At 59.9% G+C, this 23,966-nt stretch carries 28 protein-coding genes; 25 read left to right on the forward strand and 3 right to left on the reverse strand.

All coding sequences use genetic code 11. The features are described 5' to 3' along the window. Positions 1 to 185: 185 nt before the first annotated feature. The 4 genes from KI609_RS06960 to KI609_RS06975 all read left to right on the forward strand — a co-directional run bounded on the left by KI609_RS06960 (position 186) and on the right by KI609_RS06975 (position 3,568). On the forward strand, positions 186 to 1,196 hold the full coding sequence (locus KI609_RS06960) for an RluA family pseudouridine synthase (protein ID WP_226448483.1): 1,011 nt from the start codon (positions 186 to 188) through the stop codon (positions 1,194 to 1,196). 19 nt (positions 1,197 to 1,215) lie between these two features. Beyond that, positions 1,216 to 1,890 carry an HAD family hydrolase gene (locus tag KI609_RS06965; RefSeq protein ID WP_226448485.1) on the forward strand — a complete coding sequence of 225 codons (675 nt, stop codon included), beginning with the start codon at positions 1,216 to 1,218 and terminating at the stop codon, positions 1,888 to 1,890. Between the two features lie 145 nt (positions 1,891 to 2,035). Continuing rightward, on the forward strand, positions 2,036 to 2,413 hold the full coding sequence (locus tag KI609_RS06970) for a Rieske (2Fe-2S) protein (RefSeq protein WP_226448487.1): 378 nt from the start codon (positions 2,036 to 2,038) through the stop codon (positions 2,411 to 2,413). A 108-nt stretch (positions 2,414 to 2,521) separates the two neighbouring features. Beyond that, entirely contained in the window at positions 2,522 to 3,568 is a 1,047-nt protein-coding gene (locus KI609_RS06975) for a S49 family peptidase (protein ID WP_226448490.1), read from the forward strand. 262 nt (positions 3,569 to 3,830) lie between these two features. Here the strand turns inward: KI609_RS06975 and KI609_RS06980 are convergent, their stop codons facing one another. Continuing rightward, positions 3,831 to 4,643 (reverse strand): SAM-dependent methyltransferase, encoded by an 813-nt coding sequence (locus tag KI609_RS06980; RefSeq protein ID WP_226448492.1) that lies wholly within the window; start codon positions 4,641 to 4,643, stop codon positions 3,831 to 3,833. Continuing rightward, on the reverse strand, positions 4,640 to 5,239 hold the full coding sequence (locus KI609_RS06985) for a Maf family nucleotide pyrophosphatase (RefSeq protein ID WP_226448494.1): 600 nt from the start codon (positions 5,237 to 5,239) through the stop codon (positions 4,640 to 4,642). The genes KI609_RS06980 and KI609_RS06985 overlap by 4 nt, the downstream gene beginning before the upstream one ends. A gap of 25 nt (positions 5,240 to 5,264) precedes the next feature. On the opposite strand from KI609_RS06985, the gene KI609_RS06990 reads away from it, so the two are divergent. The 13 genes from KI609_RS06990 to KI609_RS07050 all read left to right on the forward strand — a co-directional run bounded on the left by KI609_RS06990 (position 5,265) and on the right by KI609_RS07050 (position 16,453). Beyond that, on the forward strand, positions 5,265 to 5,816 hold the full coding sequence (locus KI609_RS06990; RefSeq protein ID WP_226448496.1) for a YceD family protein: 552 nt from the start codon (positions 5,265 to 5,267) through the stop codon (positions 5,814 to 5,816). Positions 5,817 to 5,923: 107 nt separating this feature from the next. Then, positions 5,924 to 6,106 carry a 50S ribosomal protein L32 gene (gene rpmF / locus KI609_RS06995; protein ID WP_005794249.1) on the forward strand — a complete coding sequence of 61 codons (183 nt, stop codon included), beginning with the start codon at positions 5,924 to 5,926 and terminating at the stop codon, positions 6,104 to 6,106. Positions 6,107 to 6,213: 107 nt separating this feature from the next. Next, a complete protein-coding gene (plsX, locus tag KI609_RS07000; protein ID WP_226448499.1) occupies positions 6,214 to 7,266 on the forward strand; it encodes a phosphate acyltransferase PlsX in 1,053 nt (350 codons plus the stop codon). Then, positions 7,266 to 8,243 carry a beta-ketoacyl-ACP synthase III gene (locus KI609_RS07005; RefSeq protein WP_226448500.1) on the forward strand — a complete coding sequence of 326 codons (978 nt, stop codon included), beginning with the start codon at positions 7,266 to 7,268 and terminating at the stop codon, positions 8,241 to 8,243. Before plsX ends, KI609_RS07005 begins: the two co-directional genes overlap by 1 nt. Positions 8,244 to 8,304: 61 nt before the next feature. Beyond that, positions 8,305 to 9,255 (forward strand): ACP S-malonyltransferase, encoded by a 951-nt coding sequence (fabD, locus tag KI609_RS07010; protein WP_226448501.1) that lies wholly within the window; start codon positions 8,305 to 8,307, stop codon positions 9,253 to 9,255. Beyond that, positions 9,252 to 10,013 (forward strand): 3-oxoacyl-ACP reductase FabG, encoded by a 762-nt coding sequence (gene fabG / locus KI609_RS07015; protein WP_226448502.1) that lies wholly within the window; start codon positions 9,252 to 9,254, stop codon positions 10,011 to 10,013. The genes fabD and fabG overlap by 4 nt, the downstream gene beginning before the upstream one ends. 103 nt (positions 10,014 to 10,116) lie before the next feature. After that, positions 10,117 to 10,356: an acyl carrier protein gene (gene acpP, locus KI609_RS07020; protein WP_003058049.1), complete on the forward strand. Its 240-nt coding sequence runs from the start codon at positions 10,117 to 10,119 to the stop codon at positions 10,354 to 10,356. A gap of 47 nt (positions 10,357 to 10,403) precedes the next feature. Continuing rightward, positions 10,404 to 11,648 carry a beta-ketoacyl-ACP synthase II gene (gene fabF / locus KI609_RS07025; protein WP_226448503.1) on the forward strand — a complete coding sequence of 415 codons (1,245 nt, stop codon included), beginning with the start codon at positions 10,404 to 10,406 and terminating at the stop codon, positions 11,646 to 11,648. Positions 11,649 to 11,793: 145 nt separating this feature from the next. Continuing rightward, on the forward strand, positions 11,794 to 12,294 hold the full coding sequence (locus KI609_RS07030) for a hypothetical protein (RefSeq protein ID WP_226448504.1): 501 nt from the start codon (positions 11,794 to 11,796) through the stop codon (positions 12,292 to 12,294). A gap of 13 nt (positions 12,295 to 12,307) precedes the next feature. Next, on the forward strand, positions 12,308 to 12,934 hold the full coding sequence (rpoE, locus tag KI609_RS07035) for an RNA polymerase sigma factor RpoE (protein WP_226448505.1): 627 nt from the start codon (positions 12,308 to 12,310) through the stop codon (positions 12,932 to 12,934). A gap of 54 nt (positions 12,935 to 12,988) precedes the next feature. Next, positions 12,989 to 13,609, forward strand: a complete 621-nt coding sequence (locus tag KI609_RS07040) for a sigma-E factor negative regulatory protein (RefSeq protein ID WP_226448506.1) — start codon at positions 12,989 to 12,991, stop codon at positions 13,607 to 13,609. A 186-nt stretch (positions 13,610 to 13,795) separates the two neighbouring features. Then, entirely contained in the window at positions 13,796 to 14,746 is a 951-nt protein-coding gene (locus KI609_RS07045) for a MucB/RseB C-terminal domain-containing protein (RefSeq protein ID WP_226448507.1), read from the forward strand. Positions 14,747 to 14,980: 234 nt separating this feature from the next. Next, positions 14,981 to 16,453, forward strand: a complete 1,473-nt coding sequence (locus KI609_RS07050; protein WP_226448508.1) for a DegQ family serine endoprotease — start codon at positions 14,981 to 14,983, stop codon at positions 16,451 to 16,453. 207 nt (positions 16,454 to 16,660) lie between these two features. Here the strand turns inward: KI609_RS07050 and KI609_RS07055 are convergent, their stop codons facing one another. Continuing rightward, positions 16,661 to 16,825 (reverse strand): hypothetical protein, encoded by a 165-nt coding sequence (locus tag KI609_RS07055; RefSeq protein ID WP_226448509.1) that lies wholly within the window; start codon positions 16,823 to 16,825, stop codon positions 16,661 to 16,663. Positions 16,826 to 16,987: 162 nt separating this feature from the next. Here KI609_RS07055 and lepA point away from each other — a divergent pair, with 162 nt between their 5' ends. The 8 genes from lepA (at position 16,988) to acpS (ending at position 23,954) form a co-directional block, all read left to right on the forward strand. After that, on the forward strand, positions 16,988 to 18,796 hold the full coding sequence (gene lepA, locus KI609_RS07060; protein WP_226448510.1) for a translation elongation factor 4: 1,809 nt from the start codon (positions 16,988 to 16,990) through the stop codon (positions 18,794 to 18,796). Beyond that, positions 18,796 to 19,770, forward strand: coding sequence for a signal peptidase I (gene lepB, locus KI609_RS07065; protein WP_226448511.1), 975 nt, complete (start codon positions 18,796 to 18,798; stop codon positions 19,768 to 19,770). Before lepA ends, lepB begins: the two co-directional genes overlap by 1 nt. A gap of 35 nt (positions 19,771 to 19,805) precedes the next feature. After that, positions 19,806 to 20,168, forward strand: coding sequence for a DUF4845 domain-containing protein (locus KI609_RS07070; RefSeq protein WP_226448514.1), 363 nt, complete (start codon positions 19,806 to 19,808; stop codon positions 20,166 to 20,168). After that, entirely contained in the window at positions 20,169 to 20,852 is a 684-nt protein-coding gene (gene rnc, locus KI609_RS07075; protein ID WP_226448516.1) for a ribonuclease III, read from the forward strand. Further along, positions 20,849 to 21,862, forward strand: a complete 1,014-nt coding sequence (era, locus tag KI609_RS07080) for a GTPase Era (RefSeq protein WP_226448518.1) — start codon at positions 20,849 to 20,851, stop codon at positions 21,860 to 21,862. The genes rnc and era overlap by 4 nt, the downstream gene beginning before the upstream one ends. 91 nt (positions 21,863 to 21,953) lie before the next feature. After that, a complete protein-coding gene (recO, locus tag KI609_RS07085) occupies positions 21,954 to 22,718 on the forward strand; it encodes a DNA repair protein RecO (protein WP_226448520.1) in 765 nt (254 codons plus the stop codon). Beyond that, the gene (locus tag KI609_RS07090) at positions 22,715 to 23,503 is read left to right on the forward strand and encodes a pyridoxine 5'-phosphate synthase (protein WP_226448522.1); all 789 of its coding nucleotides are present in this window, start codon (positions 22,715 to 22,717) and stop codon (positions 23,501 to 23,503) included. The genes recO and KI609_RS07090 overlap by 4 nt, the downstream gene beginning before the upstream one ends. 58 nt (positions 23,504 to 23,561) lie before the next feature. Beyond that, complete coding sequence (gene acpS, locus KI609_RS07095) at positions 23,562 to 23,954, forward strand: holo-ACP synthase (protein WP_226448524.1); 393 nt, start codon at positions 23,562 to 23,564, stop codon at positions 23,952 to 23,954. The last annotated feature ends 12 nt before the right edge of the window (positions 23,955 to 23,966 follow it).

Consider the following 23,966-nt stretch of genomic DNA (forward strand, 5'->3'; position numbering starts at 1 on the left):
CAGCTTGGGGGATTCCGTATCAGTGTTTCAATCTGTCAGCCCGCCGCACGGCGTGCCGGCCACCACAGGCATCTGGCCTGCAATCTGCGTGCACGACGCCCGCTGGCATCGACCTTACTGCGGCTGTGCAAGGGCTGTGTGGACTAAACTCCAGACAAATCAACCACTTACATAACAACGCGCAGGTGAAACACATTATAGGGGCCAAACCGCCATCCGACCCCAAGCTGGCTGCCACGCCTCCGTCCGCCACGTGGGTGGAGGTCGACGAGGATTCGGCAGGTCAGCGGCTGGATAACTTCTTGATACGCCATTTGAAGGGTGTGCCCAAGACGCATGTCTATCGCATCATCCGCAGCGGTGAAGTGCGCATCAACAAAGGGCGCGCGAGCGCCGATACCCGCGTCGAGGCGGGCGATGTGGTGCGCGTGCCGCCTGTGCGCATCTCCGATAGGGTGGCCGAGAAGGCCGAGCGCCCCGCGCCCGCCCGCGAATTCCCCATCCTGATGGAAGACGAGCACCTCATCGCCATCGACAAACCCGCCGGCGTGGCGGTGCACGGTGGCAGCGGCGTGAGCTTTGGTATGATCGAGCAGCTGCGCCAGGCGCGGGTACAGGCCCGGTTTCTTGAACTGGTGCACCGGCTGGACCGCGAGACCTCGGGCATCTTGCTGGTGGCTAAAAAGCGGTCAGCCCTTACGCACCTGCAGGACCAGTTCCGTGAGCGCGAGACCGGCAAGACCTATCTGGCGCTCGTCACGGGCACCTGGCCAGCGAACAAGAAGGTCATCGACCTGCCGCTGCACAAGTACCTGCAAGCCGATGGTGAACGCCGCGTGCGTGTGACCACGGCCGACGACCCGGACGGCATGCGCTCCATCACGCTGGTCAAGGTGCGCAGCACGATCCCCGCGCGCCCAGCCCAGGGCCTGCCGGTGATGTCCTTGCTGGAAGTGACCATCAAGACCGGACGCACGCACCAGATCCGCGTGCACCTGGCCAGCCAGGGCCACGCGATTGTGGGAGACGACAAATATGGCGATTTCGACCTGAACAAGCGGCTGCAGCGGCTCGGGATGAAGCGCATGTTCCTGCATGCCTGGCGGTTACAGTTCAACCACCCCGCCTCAGGGGAGCGGGTGGCTTTGAATGCCGAACTCCCCCCCGATCTGGCCGATTTTGTGCCCTCTGCCTGACAAGGCGTTACCCATCCGTATGCCTTCCAAAACCCTCCGCCCCCGCCGATTCGATCTGATTGCCTTTGACTGGGACGGCACCTTGTTCGACTCCACGGCCATCATCGTGCGCTGCATCCAGGAGGCGGTGCGCGATGTAGGTGGCACCGTTCCCAGCGACAAGGAGGCTGCCTACGTCATTGGCATGGCCCTGACGCAGGCGCTGGCCCACGCCGCCCCGGATGTTCCGCCCGAAAAATACAACGAGCTTGGCAACCGCTACCGTTTTCACTATGTTCAGCACCAGAACGACCTGAGTCTTTTTCACGGCGTGTTGCCGTTGCTGTCGGACTTGCGCGAGCGTGGCCATCTGCTGGCCGTGGCGACGGGCAAGAGCCGCCGCGGGCTCGACGACGCATTGCACTCGGTGGACTTGCGGGGTGTTTTTGATGGCTCGCGCACGGCAGACCAGACTGCCGGCAAGCCTCATCCGCTGATGTTGCAAGAGCTGATGGCCGAGTTCGATGTGGCCCCACAGCGACTTCTCATGATTGGCGACACCACCCATGACCTGCAAATGGCGGTCAACGCCGGTTGCGCGAGTGTGGGGGTGAGTTATGGGGCGCACGAACCCGATGCGTTCCACGCGCTGAATCCCTTGTTTGTGGCCCATACGGTGCGCGATTTGCACAACTGGCTGCTGCAGGAGGCTTGAACGTGTTGTTGTGCGCCAAGAGCAGCCGCCCCTTGAGCCTGGGCGCCAACCAACCCTGTGCGTTTTTCTTTGGCGATCACCGTGTGTTGCATCTGGCCGTATGGCGGGGCCTTCGACGCCCGGGCGGTGTGGGAGCCGTGAAACCATGAATCCTTTTTCTGATCAGGCGCTTTTTCTGTGCCGCAGCTCCGAGCTTGCCGAGGCGGGGCAGGCGGTGCCGTTTGATGTGCTTTACGCAGGCCAGGCCTGCCGGGCCTTTGCCATTCGCTACCGGGGCGTAGTCCATGCTTATCTGAACCGCTGCACCCATGTGGCCATGGAGATGGACTACCAACCCGATCGTTTTTTTGACGACACGGGCCAATGGTTGTTGTGCGCGACCCATGGGGCCGCGTATGTGCCCAGCACCGGCCAATGTGCGGGAGGGCCGTGCCGAGGTGGTTTGGTAAAAATTGCTTTGTCGGAAAGCGATGGGGCCGTCCACTGGCATACTGCGCACAACCTGCAACCCGTAGAGTTCTAGAAAATCTGGATCCAATACCCCCGATGCCCTGGTTGCCTGCCGGTTTGTCCCCCATGCAGACGGCGGTATCCGTGATGGCCTCAGGGGCTCAGCGCCAGAACGCACCACATGACCGATCCCCAACGGCCCGATGCACCGGGCTTTGACAAAAATACCCGCCCTGCGCCCGATCTGTGGGCGCCAACAGCTACTAATTCAGGAGCATCTGTGAGTGACTCATCGCGTGAACCCGGCTGGGAACGCGCCACGCTGGAAAAGCTGGCCTTCTCTACCCTCAACGAACAACGCAGCGCCCGGCGCTGGAAGATCTTCTTCCGGCTGGCTTGGCTGGTACTGATTGCGGGCGTGGCGTTTGCCGCCCTGCGCCAGGCATCTCCCAGTGCCAGCAAGACCGGGCCACACACGGCAGTGGTCGACATCAAGGGCGAGATCGCCTCCGGGGCGGAGGCCAGCGCGGAATTTGTTGTGGCGGCCATGCGCAGTGCGCTGGAAGACGAGGGCTCCCAAGCCTTGGTGCTGCTCATTAACTCGCCGGGCGGCAGCCCTGTGCAGGCGGGCATCATCAATGACGAGATCGTGCGCCTGAAGGCCAAACACCACAAGCCGATCTACGCAGTGGTGGAGGAAACCTGCGCCTCGGCGGCTTATTACATCGCCGCTGCGGCTGATGATATCTATGTGGACAAGGCCAGCATTGTGGGCAGCATTGGCGTGCTGATGGACGGCTTTGGCTTCACCGGCACGATGGAGAAGCTGGGCGTCGAGCGCCGTTTGCTGACTGCGGGTGAGAACAAAGGCTTCCTCGATCCCTTCAGCCCACAGACTGAAAAGCAGCGCGCTTATGCGCAAACCATGCTGGACCAGATCCACCAGCAGTTCATCGGGGTGGTGAAGGCCGGGCGGGGCGACCGCCTCAAGGCCACGCCCGACACTTTCAGTGGCCTGTTCTGGACCGGCCAGCAGGCTGTGGAAATGGGTCTGGCCGACAAATTGGGGAGCCTCGATTACGTGGCGCGCGAAGTGGTCAAGGCCGAGGACATCATCGACTACACCCGCCGCGATAACGTGGCCGAGCGCCTGGCCAAACGGTTTGGCGCCGCGATGGGGATCGGGGCGATGAAATCGCTGGCCTTGTCGGGCCCTCAATTGCGATGAAGTTGCGATGATTTAGGTAGGTTGTGAACGCCCGCAACGTCTTCGTTGCTGCAAGGGCGTGCACATCACCAGACTACAAAGCCCCGACAGGATGTCCATCCTGTCGGGGCTTTTTTGTGCGGGTGGGCGGTGCGGGTGGATGATTCCACCGTCTTTTTGCCATCCATGCTGGTGTTGCGCAATGTTTGGATAAAAGCAGTGCTTGCGCTTATTCCATATGCTTTTATTGCTATTAATAATATAGCGATTGCGTCTTTCCGCCTCAGCGGCCCAATGCAAATACAACCGGTGTCCGGTTGTCGGGTGGGGCGGGTTGTTGGCGCCATTGCCGCACCAGCTGGCTGTGAATGCGTGCACTGGGCAGTGTGAGGCCACTGGCGAGCGCGAGGCGGGTGTGGGGCTGCAGTGCCTGTAGCAGTGCCTGCCACAGGGCCTGGTTACGGTAGGGCGTTTCGATGAAAAGCTGGGTCTGGCCCGTCTTCAAAGCGAGTGCTTCCAGCTCCTTGATGCGTTGGCCCCGTTCTTGCCCGTCTTGGGGCAGATAGCCCACAAAAGCGAAATTTTGACCATTGAGCCCGCTGGCTGCCAGCGCCAGCAGCAGCGACACCGGGCCCACCAGCGGCACGACGGGAATGCCCAGGTCGTGTGCGGCACGCACCACGGACGAGCCCGGGTCCGCGACTGCAGGCATACCTGCTTCGCTCACGAGTCCCATGGAGTGCCCGCCAAGAGCCGCCGCGAGCAGGGGGCGGGCATCGAAAGACACGGAGCCTTTGTCGCCGCCGTGGTCCCCTTTTTTATGCACCTCACGCGGCAGCTCGGTGATCTGTTGCTGCTGCAGGGGCGCTGCCAGGGGGTGGATGGCGTCGATGCGTTTGAGATAGGCACGGGTACTCTTGGCGTTTTCGCACACCCAGTGGGTCAGGCGCGATGCAATCTGCAGCGTGTTGGCGGGCAGGGCGTCCTGTAGTGGCGCTTCGGTGTCGCAGCCAAAATCGAGGGGAGCAGGCACCAGGTACAGGGTGCCGGGGTGCGCAGCAGTCGTCGCGGTCGTCATTTCGGTCGAGGCAGTCATGGCAAAACAAGGCCGGCGGCGCGCAGCATGCGACAGGTGTGGATCAGCGGCAGGCCTACCAAGGCCGTGTGGTCGTCGCTGTGGATGGCATCCAGCAGCGCGATCCCCAGTCCTTCGCTTTTCGCGCTGCCAGCGCAGTCATAGGGCTCTTCCGCGCGCAGGTAGCGCTCGATTTCTGCATCGGACAGGTCCCGGAATTTCACCTCCACGGGTGCGAGGTCCACCTGCTCGAAGCCGGTGGCGATGCACACCACGGCCACGGCGGTCTGAAACACCACGGTGTGGCCACGCATGCGGCGCAGTTGCTGCACCGCACGCTCATGGTTGCCTGGCTTGCCCAGCGGCTCGCCGTCCAAATCTGCCACCTGGTCTGAGCCAATGACGATGGCCATGGGGTGCTGCGTTGCCACCGCATGTGCCTTGGCCAGGGCCAGCCGCAATGCCAGTGCGCGTGGTGTTTCGCCGGGCTCCGGGGTTTCGTCCACTTCGGGGGCTGCTACGTCGAAAGACAGGTTCAGCCGTTGGAGCAGTTCGCGCCGGTAACGCGAGGTTGAGCCCAATACCAGGGGGCGTTGCTGGGGGGGGGATTGATGCATGCGCCGATTCTCTTACACTGCCGCCATGACCAAGGAATTTTCCCCCCAGCGCCTCGACGTGAAAGCCTTTGCGCAGGCGGGCGGTCGGCTGTCAGGCCACGACTCGCTTTTGAAATACGAACGTCTGGCCCAAGAGGCCAAGGGCCTGCACCCCGATCTGCTGGTGGACTGGGAGGCTCTTGGTGAGGTGCGCACGCCCCTGGGTGGCGCAGGGCAGGTGTGGTTGCGGATCAAGGTGCGGGCCAGTTTTCCCATGGAATGCCAGCGGTGTCTGACGCCCGTGGATGTGCCGCTGGAGGTGGAGCGCGAGTTCCGCTTTGTGGCCGATGAGGCCACCGCAGAGGCGCTGGACGATGAGTGTGACGAAGACCTGCTGGCGTTCAGCCGCGACTTCGATCTCCACGAACTCATTGAAGACGAGCTGCTGATGGCCCTGCCCGTGGTACCCAAACACGATGAGTGCCCCGCTGCGGTGCCCCTGGCGTCGTCGGATGACGATTTTGAGGAAGCCAATGCCGAGAAACCCAATCCATTTGCCGCGCTCGCCGGTTTGCGCAAGGACAGTAAAGGGCATTAGCCTTTGCCAAACGCACTTGCGCTATAATCGAGGGCTTCGCGCGAATCCCCTCGTGTCTCTTTGGGCTGATCGCGTTTTTACCAACCTATTGAAGACCAGGAGCCATCATGGCCGTTCAGCAAAACAAAAAGTCCCCTTCCAAGCGCGGTATGCACCGTTCGCACAATGCCCTGAATGTGCCGGGTATTGCAGTGGAACCCACCACCGGTGAAACGCACCTGCGTCACCACATCAGCCCCAACGGTTTTTACCGTGGGCGCCAGGTGCTGAAGAACAAGTCTGAAGCCTGACCTTCAACCCTTCCAAAGGCCCGTTGCTACAGAAATCGTAGCGCGGGCCTTTGTTTTGACCGTTGCTTTTTTCTTCCGGCGCGTTTTGCCGACCGGACAAGTCGCCCATGATCACACTGGCTGTTGACTGCATGGGGGGCGACCATGGCCCCCGCGTCACGCTGGCGGCGTGCCGCCAGTTTCTCGATCATCACCCTGATGCCCACCTGCTGTTGGTTGGGCTGCCGGACGTCTTGCAGTCGTTTTCGCACGACCGCAGCACTGTTGTGCCTGCTTCCGAGGTGGTTGCGATGGACGATCCAGTGGAGGTGGCCCTGCGCAAGAAGAAGGATTCTTCGATGCGTGTTGCTATTCAGCAGGTCAAGGATGGCACCGCATTGGCGGCCGTTTCTGCGGGCAATACCGGCGCTTTGATGGCCATTGCCCGCTACATTCTCAAGACGCTGGATGGCATTGACCGTCCGGCCATCGCCACACAATTGCCCAACGCCCAGGGCGGCGCCACCACGGTGCTTGACCTTGGGGCCAATGTAGATTGCTCGGCAGAGCATTTGCTGCAGTTTGCGGTGATGGGCTCTGCCCTCGTGTCCGTCCTGAAAAACGGAGGCGAACCCACCGTGGGGTTGCTCAATATTGGCGAAGAGGCCATAAAAGGCAGCGAAACTATCAAAAAAGCGGGTGAACTATTGCGTTCTGCCGCCAAAAATGGTGATCTCAATTTTTATGGAAATGTCGAAGGCAATGACATTTTCAAGGGCACCGTGGATATCGTTGTGTGCGACGGCTTTGTGGGCAATGTGGCGCTCAAGGCCAGCGAGGGCGTGGCGACGATGATCATTGGGGGGCTGAAAGCTGAGTTTTCCCGCCATATCTTCACTAAAATGGCGGCTATTGTTGCCTATCCGGTGCTAAAAGCGCTGATGCGCAGAATGGACTACCGCCGCTACAACGGGGCGGCGCTTCTGGGTCTGCGCGGGCTGGTCTTTAAGAGCCATGGATCGGCCGACGCGATGTCCTTCGAGCAGGCGTTGAACCGGGCGTATGATGCAGCCCGCAACAACTTGCTCGACCGTGTCCGGACCCGGATTGCGCACGCTGCGCCTCTTCTGGTGCCTGCGGATGCCCAACCTCGGCCTGGTGCTGCGGCGACGACACATTGATGAGACGTTACTCCCGCATTACCGGCACCGGCAGCTATCTGCCCCCGCGCCGGCTGACCAACGCCGATCTGGTGGCCGAACTGGCCCAGCGAGGCATCGAAACCTCCGATGAGTGGATTGTGGAACGCACCGGTATCCGGGCTCGCCACTTTGCCGCACCGGATGTGAACAGCAGTGATCTTGGGCTTGAGGCCTCCCGCAACGCCTTGCAGGCCGCCGGGCTCGAGCCAACGGACATTGATCTGATCATCGTGGCTACGTCCACGCCAGACATGGTGTTTCCGTCCGTCGCCTGTATCTTGCAAAACAAGCTCGGCGCCAATGGTTGTGCGGCTTTTGATGTGCAAGCCGTGTGCAGTGGTTTTGTCTATGCGCTGACTGTGGCCGATGCCATGATTCAAAGCGGGGCCGTCAACCGGGCGCTGGTGGTTGGTGCCGAAGTATTCAGTCGCATTCTCGATTTCAATGACCGCACCACCTGCGTGCTGTTTGGTGACGGTGCGGGTGCGGTGGTATTGGAAGCGTCGGACACGCCCGGTATTTTGTCGAGCGACCTGCATGCAGATGGCAAACACGTCGACATTCTGTGTGTCCCCGGTACGGTGGCGGGCGGTCAGGTCTTGGGTGATCCGTTGCTCAAAATGGACGGGCAAGCGGTGTTCAAGCTGGCCGTCGGGGTGCTTGAAAAAGCAGCCCATGCCGCTTTGGCGAAGGCTGGGCTCACCGAGGCTGATCTCGACTGGCTGATCCCGCACCAGGCCAATATCCGCATCATGCAGAGCACGGCCCGCAAGCTAAAGATGTCGATGGACAAAGTGGTGGTCACCGTGGGTGAGCACGGCAACACGTCGGCCGCATCCATTCCTTTGGCGCTGGACCATGCGGTGCGCATTGGTCAGGTCAAAAAAGGCGAAACCGTGATGCTCGAAGGTGTTGGCGGCGGTTTCACCTGGGGTGCTGTGCTCCTGAAGTTATAGCTGACGGTGCTTCTTAGATAAGCGCTAGAGGCTGATTTCATTCATATTTTTCGGATTTTTCATGAAGTCTTTCGCATTTGTCTTTCCGGGGCAAGGCTCGCAGTCGGTGGGCATGCTAGATGGGTGGGGTGATCATCCGGCGGTCATGCAGACGCTGCAGGAGGCATCGCAGGCTCTGGGTGAGGATGTGGGGCGCCTGATCAAGGAAGGCCCTAAAGAGGCGCTTGCACTGACCACCAACACGCAGCCGGTGATGCTGGTGGCGGGTGTGGCGGCTTGGCGCGTCTGGCGCGCCGAAGGCGGTGCAGCGCCCGTCGCAGTCGCCGGTCATTCTTTGGGTGAATATTCGGCGCTGGTGGCCGCTGGTGTGTTGACGCTGGCTCAGGCGGCTCCGCTGGTGCGGCTGCGTGCAGCGGCTATGCAAGAGGCTGTGCCGGTCGGAACCGGCGCCATGGCCGCTGTCCTGGGCATGGAGGCAGACAGGGTTGTTGCCGGGTGTGCCCAAGCGCTGGCGACGTTTGGTGCCGGCTCCCACGAAGTGGTCGAGGCGGTCAATTTCAACGATCCCGCGCAAACCGTTATTGCTGGCACCAAAGCGGGCGTTGATAAAGCGTGTGAACTGCTCAAGGCGGCAGGTGCCAAGCGCGCTTTGCTCCTTCCCGTGTCGGCGCCATTTCATTCCAGCCTGATGAAACCTGCAGCGCAAAAGTTGCAACTGGCGTTGGCGGATGTCGTTTTTGCGGCCCCGCAAATCCCGGTGCTCAACAACGTGGATGTGGCCGTGCAGCAGGATGCCGATGCTATTCGCGATGCCCTTTATCGGCAGGCCTTTGGCCCCGTGCGCTGGGTGGAATGCGTGCGCGCGCTCAAGGCGCGTGGTGTAACCCATATTGTGGAGAGCGGTCCCGGCAAGGTGCTGGCGGGCCTGACCAAGCGCATCGACCCGGATCTCACGGGGATCGCGCTGTTTGACACGGCCACATTGGCCGAAACCCGGGAACTGCTGGCATGACCCAATCTTCTTCTACACCCTCTTCATCGACGGCACAGGTTGCGCTGGTCACGGGCGCATCGCGCGGAATTGGCGCTGCCATTGCGTTGGAGCTGGCGGTACGTGGATATCAGGTGGTAGGCACAGCCACCACGGACGACGGCGCGGGGCGCATCAGCAAGGCGTTGGCTGCCTACCCTGGTTGCCGCGGCGCAAACCTGAATGTGAACGACGGCGCGGCCATTGAGGCCTTGATAGATGCCATCGTCAAGCAACAGGGCGGGCTGCATGTGTTGGTGAACAACGCTGGCATCACGCGCGACCAGTTGGCCATGCGTATGAAAGACGATGACTGGGACGCCGTGCTCGACACCAATCTCAAGGCTGTGTTTCGCGTAAGCCGTGCTGCAATTCGTCCCATGATGAAGCAGCGGTTCGGCCGCATCATCAGCATCACCAGCGTGGTGGGTGCGTCCGGCAATCCTGGCCAGGCCAACTATGCCGCGGCCAAGGCCGGTGTGGCGGGCATGACCCGTGCGTTGGCCCGGGAGCTGGGTAGCCGCAGCATCACGGTCAATTGCGTGGCGCCGGGTTTTATCGAGACAGATATGACGGCAAGCCTGCCCGAAGAACAACAAAAAGCCCTGCAGTCACAGATTGCTTTGGGTCATCTTGGCAAGCCGGCGGACATCGCGCACGCCGTTGCTTACCTGGCTTCGCGTGAGGCTGGTTACGTGACGGGGCAAGAATTGCACGTCAATGGCGGCATGTACATGTAATTGATGGAAGATAACGTCGGTTCATCCGGACGGCGGGCTGGTGAGGGGGTACTCCTTAAGCAGCTAGAATCGCGGATTCATTCACAACCCCCAGAGGGAAACCATGAGCGATATCGAAGCACGCGTCAAAAAAATCATTGCCGAGCAACTCGGTGTAGAAGAGTCCCAAGTCACCAATGAAAAAGCCTTTGTGGCAGACCTCGGTGCCGACTCGCTCGACACGGTGGAACTGGTGATGGCTCTGGAAGACGAGTTCGGCATCGAGATCCCGGACGAAGACGCCGAGAAGATCACAACGGTGCAAAACGCCATTGACTACGCCAACACCCACCAGAAGGCCTGAGCAGCGCACTGCGCCTGACTCAAGCGATTAGTAGAAGGTTTTTACGCATGAGCCGTCGTCGCGTTGTCGTGACCGGCCTGGGTTGCGTCAGCCCCGTGGGTAACACGGTGGCCGATTCCTGGGCCAATATCCTTGCCGGAAAATCCGGCATTGACCTCATCACCAAATTCGATACGTCGAATTTCGCCTGCAAGATTGCAGGGGAGGTCAAAGGGTTTGACCTGGAGTCGTACATCAGCGCCAAAGACGCGCGCGCGATGGACTCTTTCATCCATTTCGGCATTGCAGCTGCGGCCCAGGCCGTGCAGGATGCCGGTCTGCCAACGGGTGAAGCCCTCAGCGAAGAGTTTGCGACACGCATCGCGTGCGTGATTGGCTCTGGTATTGGCGGCCTTCCGCTGATCGAAAACACGCATGCAGAGCTGACCAATCGCGGGCCGAGGCGGATTACTCCGTTTTTTGTACCAGCGTCCATCATCAACATGGTGGCGGGTCATGTGTCCATGCGTTTCGGCTTCAAGGGCCCCAATCTTGCGGTGGTGACGGCCTGTACAACGGGTCTTCATTGCATCGGTGAAGCTGGCCGCATGATTGAATACGGCGATGCCGATGTGGTGGTGGCTGGTGGCACGGAAGCCACTGTCTCCCCGCTCGGAATTGGCGGATTCGCCGCCATGCGAGCTTTGTCTACCCGTAACGATGACCCTCAGACTGCTTCGCGCCCCTGGGACAAGGACCGTGATGGCTTTGTGCTGGGTGAAGGTGCTGGTGTGATGGTGCTGGAAGAGTACGAGCATGCCAAGGCCCGCGGTGCAAAGATTTATGCCGAACTCAGTGGTTTTGGCATGAGTGCGGACGCCGGCCATATGACCGCCCCGAGCATGGACGGCCCCCGCCGCGCCATGCTCAGCGCAATGCGCAATGCGGGGATCAATGCCGACCAGATAGATTATCTGAACGCGCATGGCACCTCCACACCGCTGGGCGATCTGAACGAAACCAATGCGATCAAGGCAGCTTTGGGCGAGCATGCTTATAAGGCCGTGGTCAGTTCTACCAAGTCCATGACCGGCCATTTGCTCGGTGGCGCTGGCGGAATCGAAAGTATCTTTACGGTTTTGTCGCTGTATGAGCAGAAGGCGCCGCCCACGATCAATCTCTTCAATCAGGATCCAGAATGCGATCTGGACTATTGCGCCAATACAGCGCGCGACATGAAGATCGACGTGGCGGTCAAAAATAACTTCGGCTTTGGCGGAACCAACGGGACGCTGATTTTTAAGCGCGTCTGAATCCGCTGACTACCACCCATTCTTGGCACGCGATGCGCGTGGGTTTCAGCCGTCAATGCTCTTTGGGGGTTGGCGTTTGGATTCTTCGGTGTGAGATGACCTTGCGATTCTCTTCGCGCCGGCGCTCATTTGCTTTCGCTATGCCATGAACCGGCTGGCGCGGCGAGCTCCCGCAGTGCGCTATCCCCTGCGGCGAAGTGCCGCGCTGGGGATAGCGCTCGCGCTGATTTTGCTCGCAGGTGCGGGTGTCGGGGGCGCCTGGGCCTGGCAGGGTGCACATTCGTTCGAGGTGGGTGTGATGGCAACGGCGTGCCTTTGGGTACTTGTTGCGGCGGCAGCTTTCCATTTCTGGCTCAAACAGTGGGTGGGAATGCTGTGCTGGGATGGGCAGGCATGGGCCTTGCAAACAACAACGCCCGACGGAACTTCATGGGCGCTGTCCGAAGCGCCGGAAGTTTTTCTGGACCTACAAACCCACGTCTGGTTGTGTGTGTCCTGTGTGGGGCACCGTCGTATCTGGGTGTGGCTGGAGCGCGCGAGTCAGCCCGAACGATGGTTGGACCTGCGCCGTGCGGTATATTCGCGCGCCACACCGGGCGCTGACAACGCTGATGAAAACGCCCCGGCCAGCAGCCGTGTGACGTGAATCCCGAGTATCCATGACTGTAATTCCGCCTCTCCCCTCCGAAGACAGCGACTTCCAACTGGTGGAGCGCACGGTAGCGGGTGATCAGCGTGCCTTTGAGTTGCTGGTCATCAAATACCAGCGCCGCATTGAGCGGCTCATCGGGCGTATGGTGCGTGACACCGATCTCGTTCAGGATATCGCGCAGGAAACCTTCATCCGAGCCTATAGGGCGCTTCATCAGTTTCGCGGTGACGCGCAGTTCTATACCTGGTTGTATCGAATCGCCGTCAATACCGCCAAAAAGGCGCTGATGGACATGAAGCGCAACCCCGTCATTTCAGAGAACGCGTTTCGAAGTAGCGATGATGATGATGAAACTTCCCGCCTCGGACATGAACTAACCACCGACGAGACGCCCGAGACTGTTCTCGCTGCCCAAGAGATTGCGCAGGTGGTGAATGCTGCCATGGAGGCATTACCCGAGGATTTGCGCCAGGCGGTGACTTTGCGCGAGATCGAGGGGCTGAGTTACGAAGAGATCGCTGCGGCCATGGGTTGCCCGATTGGCACAGTGCGGTCTCGGATATTCCGGGCGCGTGAAGCCATTTCGGCCAAAGTGCGTCCCTTGCTAGAGAACCAATCTGGCAAACGGTGGTGAGGCGATGCAATGACGAAGGCTCAAACAGGTATCAACGGGGCGGCAGGTAAATCCATGACAAATGATGTGAATGACCGGGAAATGTTGTCTGCACTGGCGGATGGTCAGTTGCAAGGCGACGCTTTCGAAGCTGCGCTGGCTTATTCAGCGGGCGACGGCGAAGGCCATGCGACGTTGCAGCTTTACCATCTGGTGGGCGATGTGTTGCGTTCGTCCGATCTGGCGCGGCCAGCGAATCCTGCCTTCATGTCGCGTTTGCGTGACCAGCTTGCGCAAGAGCCATTGCGTTCTTTGCCCACGCAGCTCCAGATTCCTATTCACACAGAGGTGGTTGCGCCGGTGCGGCAAGAGGCTGCCAACGCTTCAGTTTTTCGCTGGAAAATGGTCGCAGGTGTTGCCTCGTTGGCGGCGGTGGCAGCCATTGGCTGGACTTCTCTGTCCAGCTTGCAGGACGGGGGGGCTGTGGGCTCTCAAATGGCCATTGCGCCCGTCGGGGCGGGTTCTCAGGCTGCCCCCGTAGTGGCCGTTGCCGATGCGGATGGGCAGCAGGTCATGATTCGGGACCCTCGTCTGGATGAACTGCTGGCTGCTCACAAACAATTTGGCAGCACTTCTGCACTGCAGATGCCTGCGGGTTTTCTGCGTAATGCCACGTTCGAGACGCCCGGCCGTTAAGTGCCTGAACCCAGATTCAGATTCTCTGCGTTGAATCCTCTGATGGACATGTCCGGCACTGCAAAAACGGTGGAATTCTTGCGGTATCGGTGCGCCAAGGCGTTTGTGATTGCGGTTGTTTGCAGCGCATGGCTATCTCCGTCCTTTAGTGCGGATGCCGGCACATCCAATGTCGGTGCCATTGCTATGCCCCCTGCTGATGCTGCCTTGGTTTCGGTGGACGTGGTCCGCGATGTGGCGCAGTGGATCGAACGCATGCACAGCGCGCCCTGCCTGCGCCCGTATGCCGGGACTTTTGTGGTGTTGGCGGCCAATGGCGCCATGTCGAGTTCTCGCATATGGCATGCCTGTGATGGGCAGCAGCAGATGGAGCGCGTCGAATCTCTGAGTGGCACGCCTCGAACCATCTTTCGGCGCAACGATGAAGTAAGGACGTTTTTGCCCCAGGCACGCATCGTGCGGGCCGATCGCCGTGAAGATGCTGGATTGTTTCCGCGCGTGCCCGTGGTCAGTGGTACCTCCATCGCGCAGTTCTACACCGCCCGCCTGTTGGGTCAGGAGAGGGTTGCAGGGTTTGTCACCGACGTGGTGTGGTTCAAACCTGTGGACAGCTTGCGATTTGGCTATCGTTTGTGGAGCGAGAGGGAAACCGGGTTGATCGTGAAGCTTCAGACTTTGGGGGCGGATGGCCGGGTGCTTGAACAGGCCGCCTTTTCAGAGCTTGATCTGAACGCATCCGTGCGGGTAGAGCAACTTTCTCGCATGATGGATGCGACAGTGGGTTACAAGATCGTTGCGCCAGTGGTTGTGAAAACGTCGGCCCATGCGGAGGGTTGGACGCTGCGCCAACCAGTCGCTGGGTTTGTGCCGGTCAGCTGCCATCGGCGTTCGGTTTCGGATGCAGAGGACGCCCCCAGCGTCTTGCAGTGTCTTTATTCCGATGGATTGGCTTCGGTTTCGTTGTTCGTCGAACCGTTTGATGCCAAGCGCCACCCTTCCAAGCCCCAGGTTTCTGGCATGGGTGCTACGCAGCTGCTTGCGCAGCATGTGCAGCCCGATGTCTGGGTCACCGCGGTGGGTGAGGTTCCCCTGCAAACACTGCGACTTTTTGTTGGCCAGTTGGAGCGTGCGCGCTAGATGCGTTGATCACTTGTACCCTTAATGCGCTGTCCGGTGATGCAGGGTGCAGGATCGCTTGATGTGGCTATCCCTCACATGGGCAAAGCCTCCAGGGAACCAATAGCCGCCGGCCCTTCTCAATGGCAGCAAGTCAGTTCTTGGCGCATCGCCCGTATGCAAGTTGTACGGGATTTGTGCCGGGCTGCATTCAATTGACAGATGGCGTTCGCCGCAATTCACGAAAGGTCGAAGATGCCCAAGTTTGATGGGAAGATGTTGCGCACAATGGCGCTGGGGTGCCTGTTTTCTGGGATCGCTGGCGTCGCGGCTTTGCCTCACGCAGCATGGGCGCAACCGGTAGCCGCAGCGCGCGGGTTGCCTGATTTCACGGATCTGGTGGACCAGGTCGGTCCCTCCGTGGTCAATATCCGTACGGTCGAAAAAGCATCCAGCCGGGCCAACGCCAACGGCATGGACGAAGAGATGCTTGAGTTCTTTCGTCGGTTTGGTGTGCCCATCCCCAATATGCCTCGCCAGCAGCGTCCCCAGCGCCCACAACAAGAAGAAGAGTCGCAACCACGAGGCGTGGGGTCTGGCTTTATTCTGACGGCAGATGGGTTTGTCATGACCAATGCCCATGTGGTGGAGGGTGCAGACGAAGTCATTGTGACGCTTACCGACAAGCGCGAGTTCAAGGCAAAAATAATCGGTGCTGACAAACGCACGGACGTTGCCGTGGTCAAGATCGACGCCACGGGTCTTCCGGCTGTGAAGGTGGGCGACTTGAATCGGTTGCGTGTGGGCGAATGGGTCATGGCCATTGGCTCCCCCTTCGGGCTGGAGAACACGGTGACAGCGGGTATCGTGAGCGCGAAGCAACGCGACACCGGGGATTACCTGCCTTTTATCCAGACCGATGTGGCGATCAATCCTGGCAATTCAGGGGGGCCGCTCATCAACATGCGCGGTGAGGTGGTGGGTATCAATAGTCAGATCTATTCCCGTTCCGGCGGGTTTATGGGCATTTCGTTTGCGATTCCCATGGATGAGGCGATCCGAGTGAGTGACCAGTTGCGTGCGTCGGGGCGTGTCACCCGCGGCCGTATCGGCGTGCAGATCGGCCAGGTTACCAAGGACGTTGCAGAGTCGATTGGGCTTGGCAAGGCGCAGGGCGCTTTGGTGACGGGGGTCGAGACCGGCTCGCCAGCAGACAAAGCGGGAGTGGAAGCGGGCGACATCATCACGCGGTTTGACGGCAAGCAGATCGACAAGGTGGCTGATCTGCCACGCCTGGTGGGAAATACCAAGCCAGGGAGCAAGAGCGTGTTGACGGTGTTCCGTCGCGGCGCCTCGCGTGACTTGGGCGTGACGATTGCGGAGATCGAGCCCGACAATAAGCCCGCTGCGAAGGTGAGCGAACGTGAGGAAAAATCCAAAGCATCAGCTGCCGCTCAGCAAATTGGTTTGTCGGTGACGGAGCTCACTGATGCACAAAAGAAGGAGCTCAAGCTCAAGGGCGGTGTGGCGGTGGTGGCTGCCACGGAAGCAGCCGCACGTGCCGGCTTGCGTGAGGGCGATATCATCCTGTCCGTCGCCAATACCCAGATAGCGGGCGTCAAAGAGTTTGAAGCCGTATTGAGCAAGGTCGACAAGAACAAATCGATCAACGTACTCTACCGGCGTGGGGAGTGGTCCCAATATGCGCTGATCAGACCCGTCCGTTAAGCGGCGGGTCATCAGGTTTAGTTCAGGTCTGGGGGCGGGGCCAAGGCTCCTTGAATCCCCCGCCCTGATCGCGGGATAGAGGCCTTTTTTCGTTGCGAACCTCTATTTTTTAGATGCTTGGATTGCTTGTCTCAAAAACAGGGATGTTAGCTTTTGCTAACTTTTTTAGGCCCTATCAACCATATTCGATAGAATAGAAGGTCCTGTTCAATGCATATCTGCATATCGTGCGGTTTCAAGACGCACGATGCGGATGTTTTTAGGCCGCACACAGCGGATCCGCCACTCACCCACAAGTTGTCCAGCGTTGTTGTTGTGTGGATTGTGAATAAGCTGTGTATAAAATTCTTGTTGCACCTCGGCAACTTCCATTGGGTGCAGTCCAGCGGGCTTTTTCGGATGGCCTTTTTGCCTACAATAAAGCTCCAACTATCGCAGTTGCCCATGATTGTTGGTTCAGGGCGCGTCGCCACTCGACGCGCCCTTTTTTCTTGTGTGCGTCGTTTTAATTCAATCACTTGACGTTTTCCGTTGATGAATCACATCAGAAATTTTTCCATCATTGCGCACATCGACCATGGCAAGTCGACCCTCGCTGACCGCCTGATTCAGCGCTGCGGAGGTCTGGCGGACCGCGACATGCAGGCCCAGGTTCTGGACTCGATGGACATCGAGAAAGAGCGTGGGATAACCATCAAGGCACAGACGGCAGCACTGCAGTACAAGGCGCAGGATGGGCAGATCTACAACCTCAACCTGATTGATACGCCGGGGCATGTGGACTTCTCCTATGAAGTGAGTCGTTCGTTGTCCGCCTGTGAAGGGGCCTTGTTGGTCGTCGACGCGTCGCAAGGTGTGGAGGCGCAAACGGTGGCTAACTGCTACACCGCCCTGGACCTCGGTGTAGAGGTGGTGCCGGTGCTCAACAAGATGGATCTACCCAACGCAGATCCTGAAAACGCAAAGTCCGAGATCGAGGATGTGATTGGCATCGATGCCACCGACGCCATTCCTTGCTCTGCCAAGACGGGCATGGGCATTGATGAGATCCTTGAAGCGATTGTGGCCAAGGTGCCTGCACCACGCGGTAATCCCGATGGCCCGCTGCGCGCCATGATCATCGACAGCTGGTTCGACAGCTACGTGGGCGTTGTGATGCTGGTGCGGGTGGTGGATGGCCGCTTGCTCAAGGGCGAGCGTTTCAAGATGATGGCGAGTGGCGCGGTCTACAACGCGGACAATCTGGGTGTTTTTACTCCGGCCAACGAGCCACGCAATTCACTGGATGCGGGACAGGTGGGTTACATCATTGCGGGCATCAAGGAGTTGCAGGCCGCGAAGGTTGGCGACACCATCACGCTGGAAAAGAAGCTGCCCAACAACGCCGGGCCGGCCACAGAAGCGCTGCCTGGGTTCAAGGAAATTCAGCCGCAGGTGTTTGCCGGGCTGTACCCCACGGAAGCCAGTGAATATGACTCGCTGCGCGATGCGCTGGAGAAGCTCAAACTCAATGATGCATCGCTGCACTACGAGCCTGAAGTAAGTCAGGCGCTGGGTTTCGGTTTTCGCTGCGGCTTCCTCGGTTTGTTGCATATGGAGATCGTGCAGGAGCGTCTGGAGCGCGAGTTCGATCAAGACCTGATCACGACGGCACCGAGCGTGGTGTACCAAGTGGTCAGGGCCGACGGTGAAATCATCATGGTCGAGAACCCCTCCAAGATGCCCGACCAGGGACGCCTGGAGGAGATCCGCGAGCCCATCGTGACCGTGCACCTGTACATGCCCCAAGACTATGTGGGCCCGGTGATGACGCTGGCCAACCAAAAGCGGGGCGTACAGATCAACATGGCGTACCACGGTCGCCAGGTCATGCTCACCTATGAAATGCCACTTGGTGAGATCGTGCTCGACTTCTTCGACAAGCTCAAGTCGGTATCACGCGGCTATGCGTCGATGGACTACGAGTTCAAGGAGTACCGCGCGTCTGATGTGGTGAAAGTCGATATCCTGCTGAACGGCGAGAAAGTGGATGCGTTGTCCATCATCGTGCACCGCTCGCAGTCGCTTTATCGAGGCCGTGCGGTGGTAGGGAAAATGCGCGAAATCATCAGCCGTCAGATGTATGACGTGGCCATCCAGGCGGCCATTGGTGCCAACATCATTGCGCGTGAAACCATCAAGGCCTTGCGCAAGAACGTGCTGGCCAAATGTTATGGGGGTGATATATCCCGCAAGCGCAAGCTTCTTGAGAAGCAGAAAGCAGGTAAAAAACGCATGAAACAAATCGGATCGGTTGAGGTGCCTCAAGAGGCGTTCCTGGCCATTTTGCAGGTGGAAGACTGATGCAGTTCATGCAAGTTTTCACGTCCCTGATCCTGGCGGCGTTCGCTGGCTATGTGGGTGCCTGGTACTTTGGTGCCATCGAAGGTAACTTTGCGCTGCTCTTGTTCCTCGCTGCGGTGGTGACGGGCGCATACTGGTTGGCCGAGCGTGTGTATTTTTTGCCACGTCGCCGCCGCGCTGCGCAGGCGATTGAAGACGCTGCGGTGGCGCGGCGTGCCGAGCTCGATCGCATGGGCATCCAGAAGAACGATGTGGATGTGGGGGAGGCCAAGGGTCGCATCCTCATGCAACCCTGGTGGCTGGACTGGACGGCGGGTTTGTTCCCGGTCATCGCTGCGGTTTTCCTATTGCGCTCGTTTCTGTTCGAGCCTTTCAAGATCCCCTCTGGCTCCATGATCCCCACGCTGTTGGTGGGCGACCTGATTTTGGTGAACAAATTCACATACGGTATACGGCTGCCTGTGCTCAACACCAAAATCACCCAGGGTACGCCACCAGCACGCGGGGATGTGATGGTGTTTCGCTACCCTCCTCAGCCGAGCCTGGATTACATCAAGCGGGTGGTGGGTGTGCCCGGTGACGAAGTGGCTTACATCAACAAGCGCCTCACGATCAATGGCAAGGCCATCGATACCAAGGCGATGCCGGACTTCTTTGAAGAAGACGCGATGCGCTACTTCAAGCAGTTTGAAGAGCAGTTGAGCGAACAGCCTCATCGCCTCCTGAATAATCCGGACGTCCCAGCCTTCGTTCAGGGTGCCAGCAATTTTGCTTATCGCGAAAACTGCCGCTACAGTGTTGAAGGCGTTGTGTGCAAGGTCCCTGAAGGCCATTACTTCATGATGGGGGACAACCGCGACAACTCGCTGGATTCCCGCTATTGGGGTTTTGTGCCCGACGCCAATATCGTGGGCAAGGCCTTTTTTGTCTGGATGAATTTCGGTAATCTCAAGCGCATTGGCTCATTTCATTGAGCAATGACCTTGGTAAAAATAATGAGGGGTGATTTATGAAGATGCATCGCACGGCAAGCCGGGCGCGCCAGCGCGGATTGTCTTTTTTCGGACTCGTCTTTGTGGGCTTGATCGCCGTGGCTGTGTTTGCCATTGGCGGGCAGTCCGTGCCTATTTTCCTGGAGTACACCTCTGCGAAAAAGGCCATTGAAAAGGCCAAGGTGGAAACCACCGTGCCTGGCGTGCGGGCCGCGTTTGACCGCGCTGCCGCCATTGATGACATTACCTCTCTTAAAGGCTCGGACCTTGATGTGACCAAGCGTGGCGACAAGGTGATCGTCTCGTTCAAGTATTCGCGCGAAATTCCATTGGCGGGGCCGGCCTATCTGGTTTACCGCTTTGAAGCGCAGACCAACTAGGTGCAGTCCGGTCTGATAGCGCTGCAGGATCGCCTGCAGCACGTTTTTTCTGATCCGTCTTTGCTCCAGCGGGCTACTACGCACCGTAGCTTTTCTGCCGACCACAATGAGCGGCTGGAGTTTTTGGGCGATGCTGTCCTGAACCTGGCCGTGGCCAGCTTGCTGTACCAGCGGCTGTCGGCGCTGCCAGAGGGGGACCTTTCGCGGGTGCGTGCCAACCTCGTCAAGCAGGACACCTTGCACCAGTTGGCGCTGCGCCTGAAGGTGTCCGAGGTGCTGCGGTTGGGCGAGGGCGAGGCCAGGTCGGGAGGGCAGCAACGCCCTTCCATCTTGGCCGACGCCCTGGAGGCGCTGATTGGTGCCGTGTATCTCGATGCCGGTTATGGCAGCGCAGAGGCGTTGGTGCATCGCCTGTTTGAGGGCGTTGAGATCAATCCCCAGATGCAGGCGGCGTCCAAAGACCCAAAGACCGCATTGCAGGAGTGGCTCCAGGGTCGCAAAATGAAGCTTCCGCAGTACCGTGTGGTGGCGACTGTGGGGGCTGCGCACCGACAGACCTTTGATGTCGAGTGCGATATTCCCGAACTGGGCCTGACCGAGCGTGGCATCGGCGGCTCGCGCCGGGCGGGCGAGCAGGCGGCTGCGGCCGCCATGGTTGCCACATTGAAAGCAAAGAATTTATGAATGATGCTACCAAAGATGTAGCTGGTGACGAAGGCGCCGAGCGCCCAGTCGCCACCCCGGTCCAGAATGATCTGGAAGCCATGCTGGCTGCCGCCAGCGCCCCTGCCGCTGTACCGGGCCAACGCTGCGGCGTGATTGCCATCGTCGGCAAACCCAATGTGGGCAAGTCCACCCTGCTCAATGCGCTGGTGGGGCAAAAAATCAGCATTACCTCGCGCAAGGCGCAGACGACACGGCACCGTATCACCGGCATTCGCACGCGTGAACAGACGCAGTTCATTTTTGTGGACACCCCTGGTTTTCAGACACGCCATGCCACGGCACTCAACAAATCGCTCAACAAGACCGTGATGGGCGCGATCGGCGACGTGGACCTGATCCTCTTCGTGGTGGAGGCGGGCAATTTCAAGCTGGCCGATGCCAAGGTGCTTTCGCTGTTCAAGCCGGGCATTCCCACATTGCTGCTGGCCAACAAGCTTGACATGGTGCACCGCCGTGCGGAACTGGCTCCCTGGCTCAAGAGCATGCAGGAGCGCCATCCTTTCGCCGAGTTTGTGCCCATGTCGGCCAAGAACAAGGGCGATATCGAGCGCTTGTTTGGTATATGCGCTAAATACCTGCCCGAGCAGGGCTGGTGGTATGCCGAAGATGAGCTGACCGACCGCAGCGAGAAGTTTTTGGCGTCGGAGACCGTGCGCGAAAAGTTGTTCCGTTTTACCGGCGACGAGTTGCCCTACACCTCCACGGTGGTCATCGACAAGTTCGACGAAGAGGCGAGCAAGGCGCACAAGCGCATGGTCAAGATCGCCGCCACCATCGTGGTCGAGCGTGACAATCACAAGATGATGGTCATTGGCGACAAGGGTGAGCGTCTCAAGCGCATCGGCACCGAAGCCCGTCAGGAGCTTGAGAAGCTCATGGATGCCAAAGTGTTCCTGGAGCTGTGGGTGAAGGTGCGTTCGGGCTGGGCCGATGATGAAGCGCGTGTGCGCTCGTTTGGCTACGAATAATTGCGTGGTGGGGCGCTTATCTGCACGGCGCTGGCCGTGTGGGTTCGAGGGCCGCGCTGCCTTTTTTACGCCGATCTGGATGTGATGCCACATGGCTGCCGCCAAGCGCATTTCTGACGAACCCGCCTTCGTGTTGCACAGCTACGACTGGAGCGAGTCGAGCCTGATCCTGGAGGTGTTGTGCCGGCGTCAGGGACGCATAGCCTTGGTGGCCAAGGGGGCCAAGAAGCCCAGCTCCAACTTTCGCCCGGTGCTGCTGCCGCTGCAGCCCCTGCTGGTGACCTACACCCTGGCTGGAGATGGCAGCGCCGATATCCACACGCTCAAGGGCGCTGAGTGGGTCGGTGGCCATGTCATGCCCACTGGTGATGCCCTGCTGTCGGGCATGTACCTCAACGAATTGCTGCTGCGCCTGCTGGCCCGCGCAGATCCTCACCCGGCGCTGTTTGATGCCTACGCTGGCGTGGTGCGCGTGCTGGCCAGTGAGCATGGCGATGCGCTTGAGCCGGTGCTGCGCAGCTTCGAGTTGCTGTTGCTGCGCGAGATCGGCCTGCTGCCGAGCCTTGATGCACAAACCATGACCCTCGCGCCATTGCAGGCCCATGCACGCTATACCCTCGTGCCCGAGGGCGGCTTGCGCGCTGCATCGGCGGCGGACCGGGCTGCGTTGCTGGGCGGGCAGTGGCAGACCTTGCAGCGGGCGCTCGACGATGCCGCCAGCTATACCGCCACGCTGCGCGCGTGTGTGCCGGTTTCCGGTGAACTCAAACCCCAGTTGAGGACATTGCTGCAATACCATTGCGGAAGCCCGACGCTGCGCACCCGCCAGCTCATGATCGATCTCCAGGCTCTATGACCCCTCCACTATCTCTACCGAATCGCACCGCCTTGTCGGTCAACGTCAACAAAGTGGCCCTGGTGCGCAACACGCGCCACCTGGGCATACCCAGCGTCACCCGCGCGGCCGAGTTGTGCCTGCAAGCGGGTGCGCAGGGCATCACAGTGCACCCCCGGCCCGATGAGCGGCATATCCGAGGTCAGGACGTTTATGAGCTGGCGACGCTGATGAAGGCCTGGCCCGACCGCGAATACAACATCGAGGGCAACCCGTCTCAGAACCTGATGGACTTCATCCGCCAGGTGCGCCCCCACCAGGCGACGTTTGTGCCCGACAGCGAAGACCAGTTCACCAGCGACCATGGCTGGAGTTTTCCGCAGGACGCCGAGCGCCTGGCACCCCTGGTGGCCGAGTGCAGGGCGCTGGGCGTGCGCGTGAGCCTGTTCATGGACCCGGTGCCTGAGCAGATGGCCGCAGCGCGCGCCGTGGGGGCTGACCGGGTCGAGCTTTACACCGAGCCCTACGCTGCAGCCTGGGGCATGCCACAGCAATCCGCTGAGATCAAGCGCTATGCCGCTGCCGCGCAGGCGGCACTCGATGCGGGCCTGGGTGTGAACGCCGGCCATGATCTCAACCGCGACAACCTCGCGACCTTTGTGCGCGAAGTGCCCTGTGTGCTGGAGGTGTCGATCGGCCACGCGTTGATTGCCGATGCGCTGGAGCTGGGGTATGCCGCCACCGTGCAGGCGTATCTGGCGTGCATCAACGACGGGCATTCGGCCGCTCGGGCACATAATTCCTGATTTGATAGCTGCTGGCGCTTATCCATAAAGCGCTAGAGGCCATTTTTATTCAAATTCCATGATCTACGGCATCGGCACCGACATCTGCGACGTGCGCCGCATCGCGGCCAGCCTGGACCGCCATGGCGATCGCTTTGCCGAGAAGGTGCTGGCGCAGGGCGAGCTGGTGACGTGGCGCGAGCGCAGCACACGCTGGCCTGACCGGGGCCTTCGCTATTTGGCCACGCGGTTTTCCGCCAAGGAAGCCTTCAGCAAAGCGATTGGCCTGGGGATGCGCATGCCCATGACGTGGCGCCACTGCGAAGTGGCCAAACTGCCCACAGGCCAGCCGGTGATCGTGTTGCACGGCGACATCAAGGACTGGTTCGAGGCCCGGGGCCTGTCGGCACACCTGAGCGTGACAGACGAAACCGACTACGCCGCCAGCTTCTGTGTGGTGGAGAAAATATAAGCAAAATAAGCC

The organism is Acidovorax radicis (assembly GCF_020510705.1).
Lineage (GTDB): Bacteria > Pseudomonadota > Gammaproteobacteria > Burkholderiales > Burkholderiaceae_C > Acidovorax > Acidovorax radicis_A.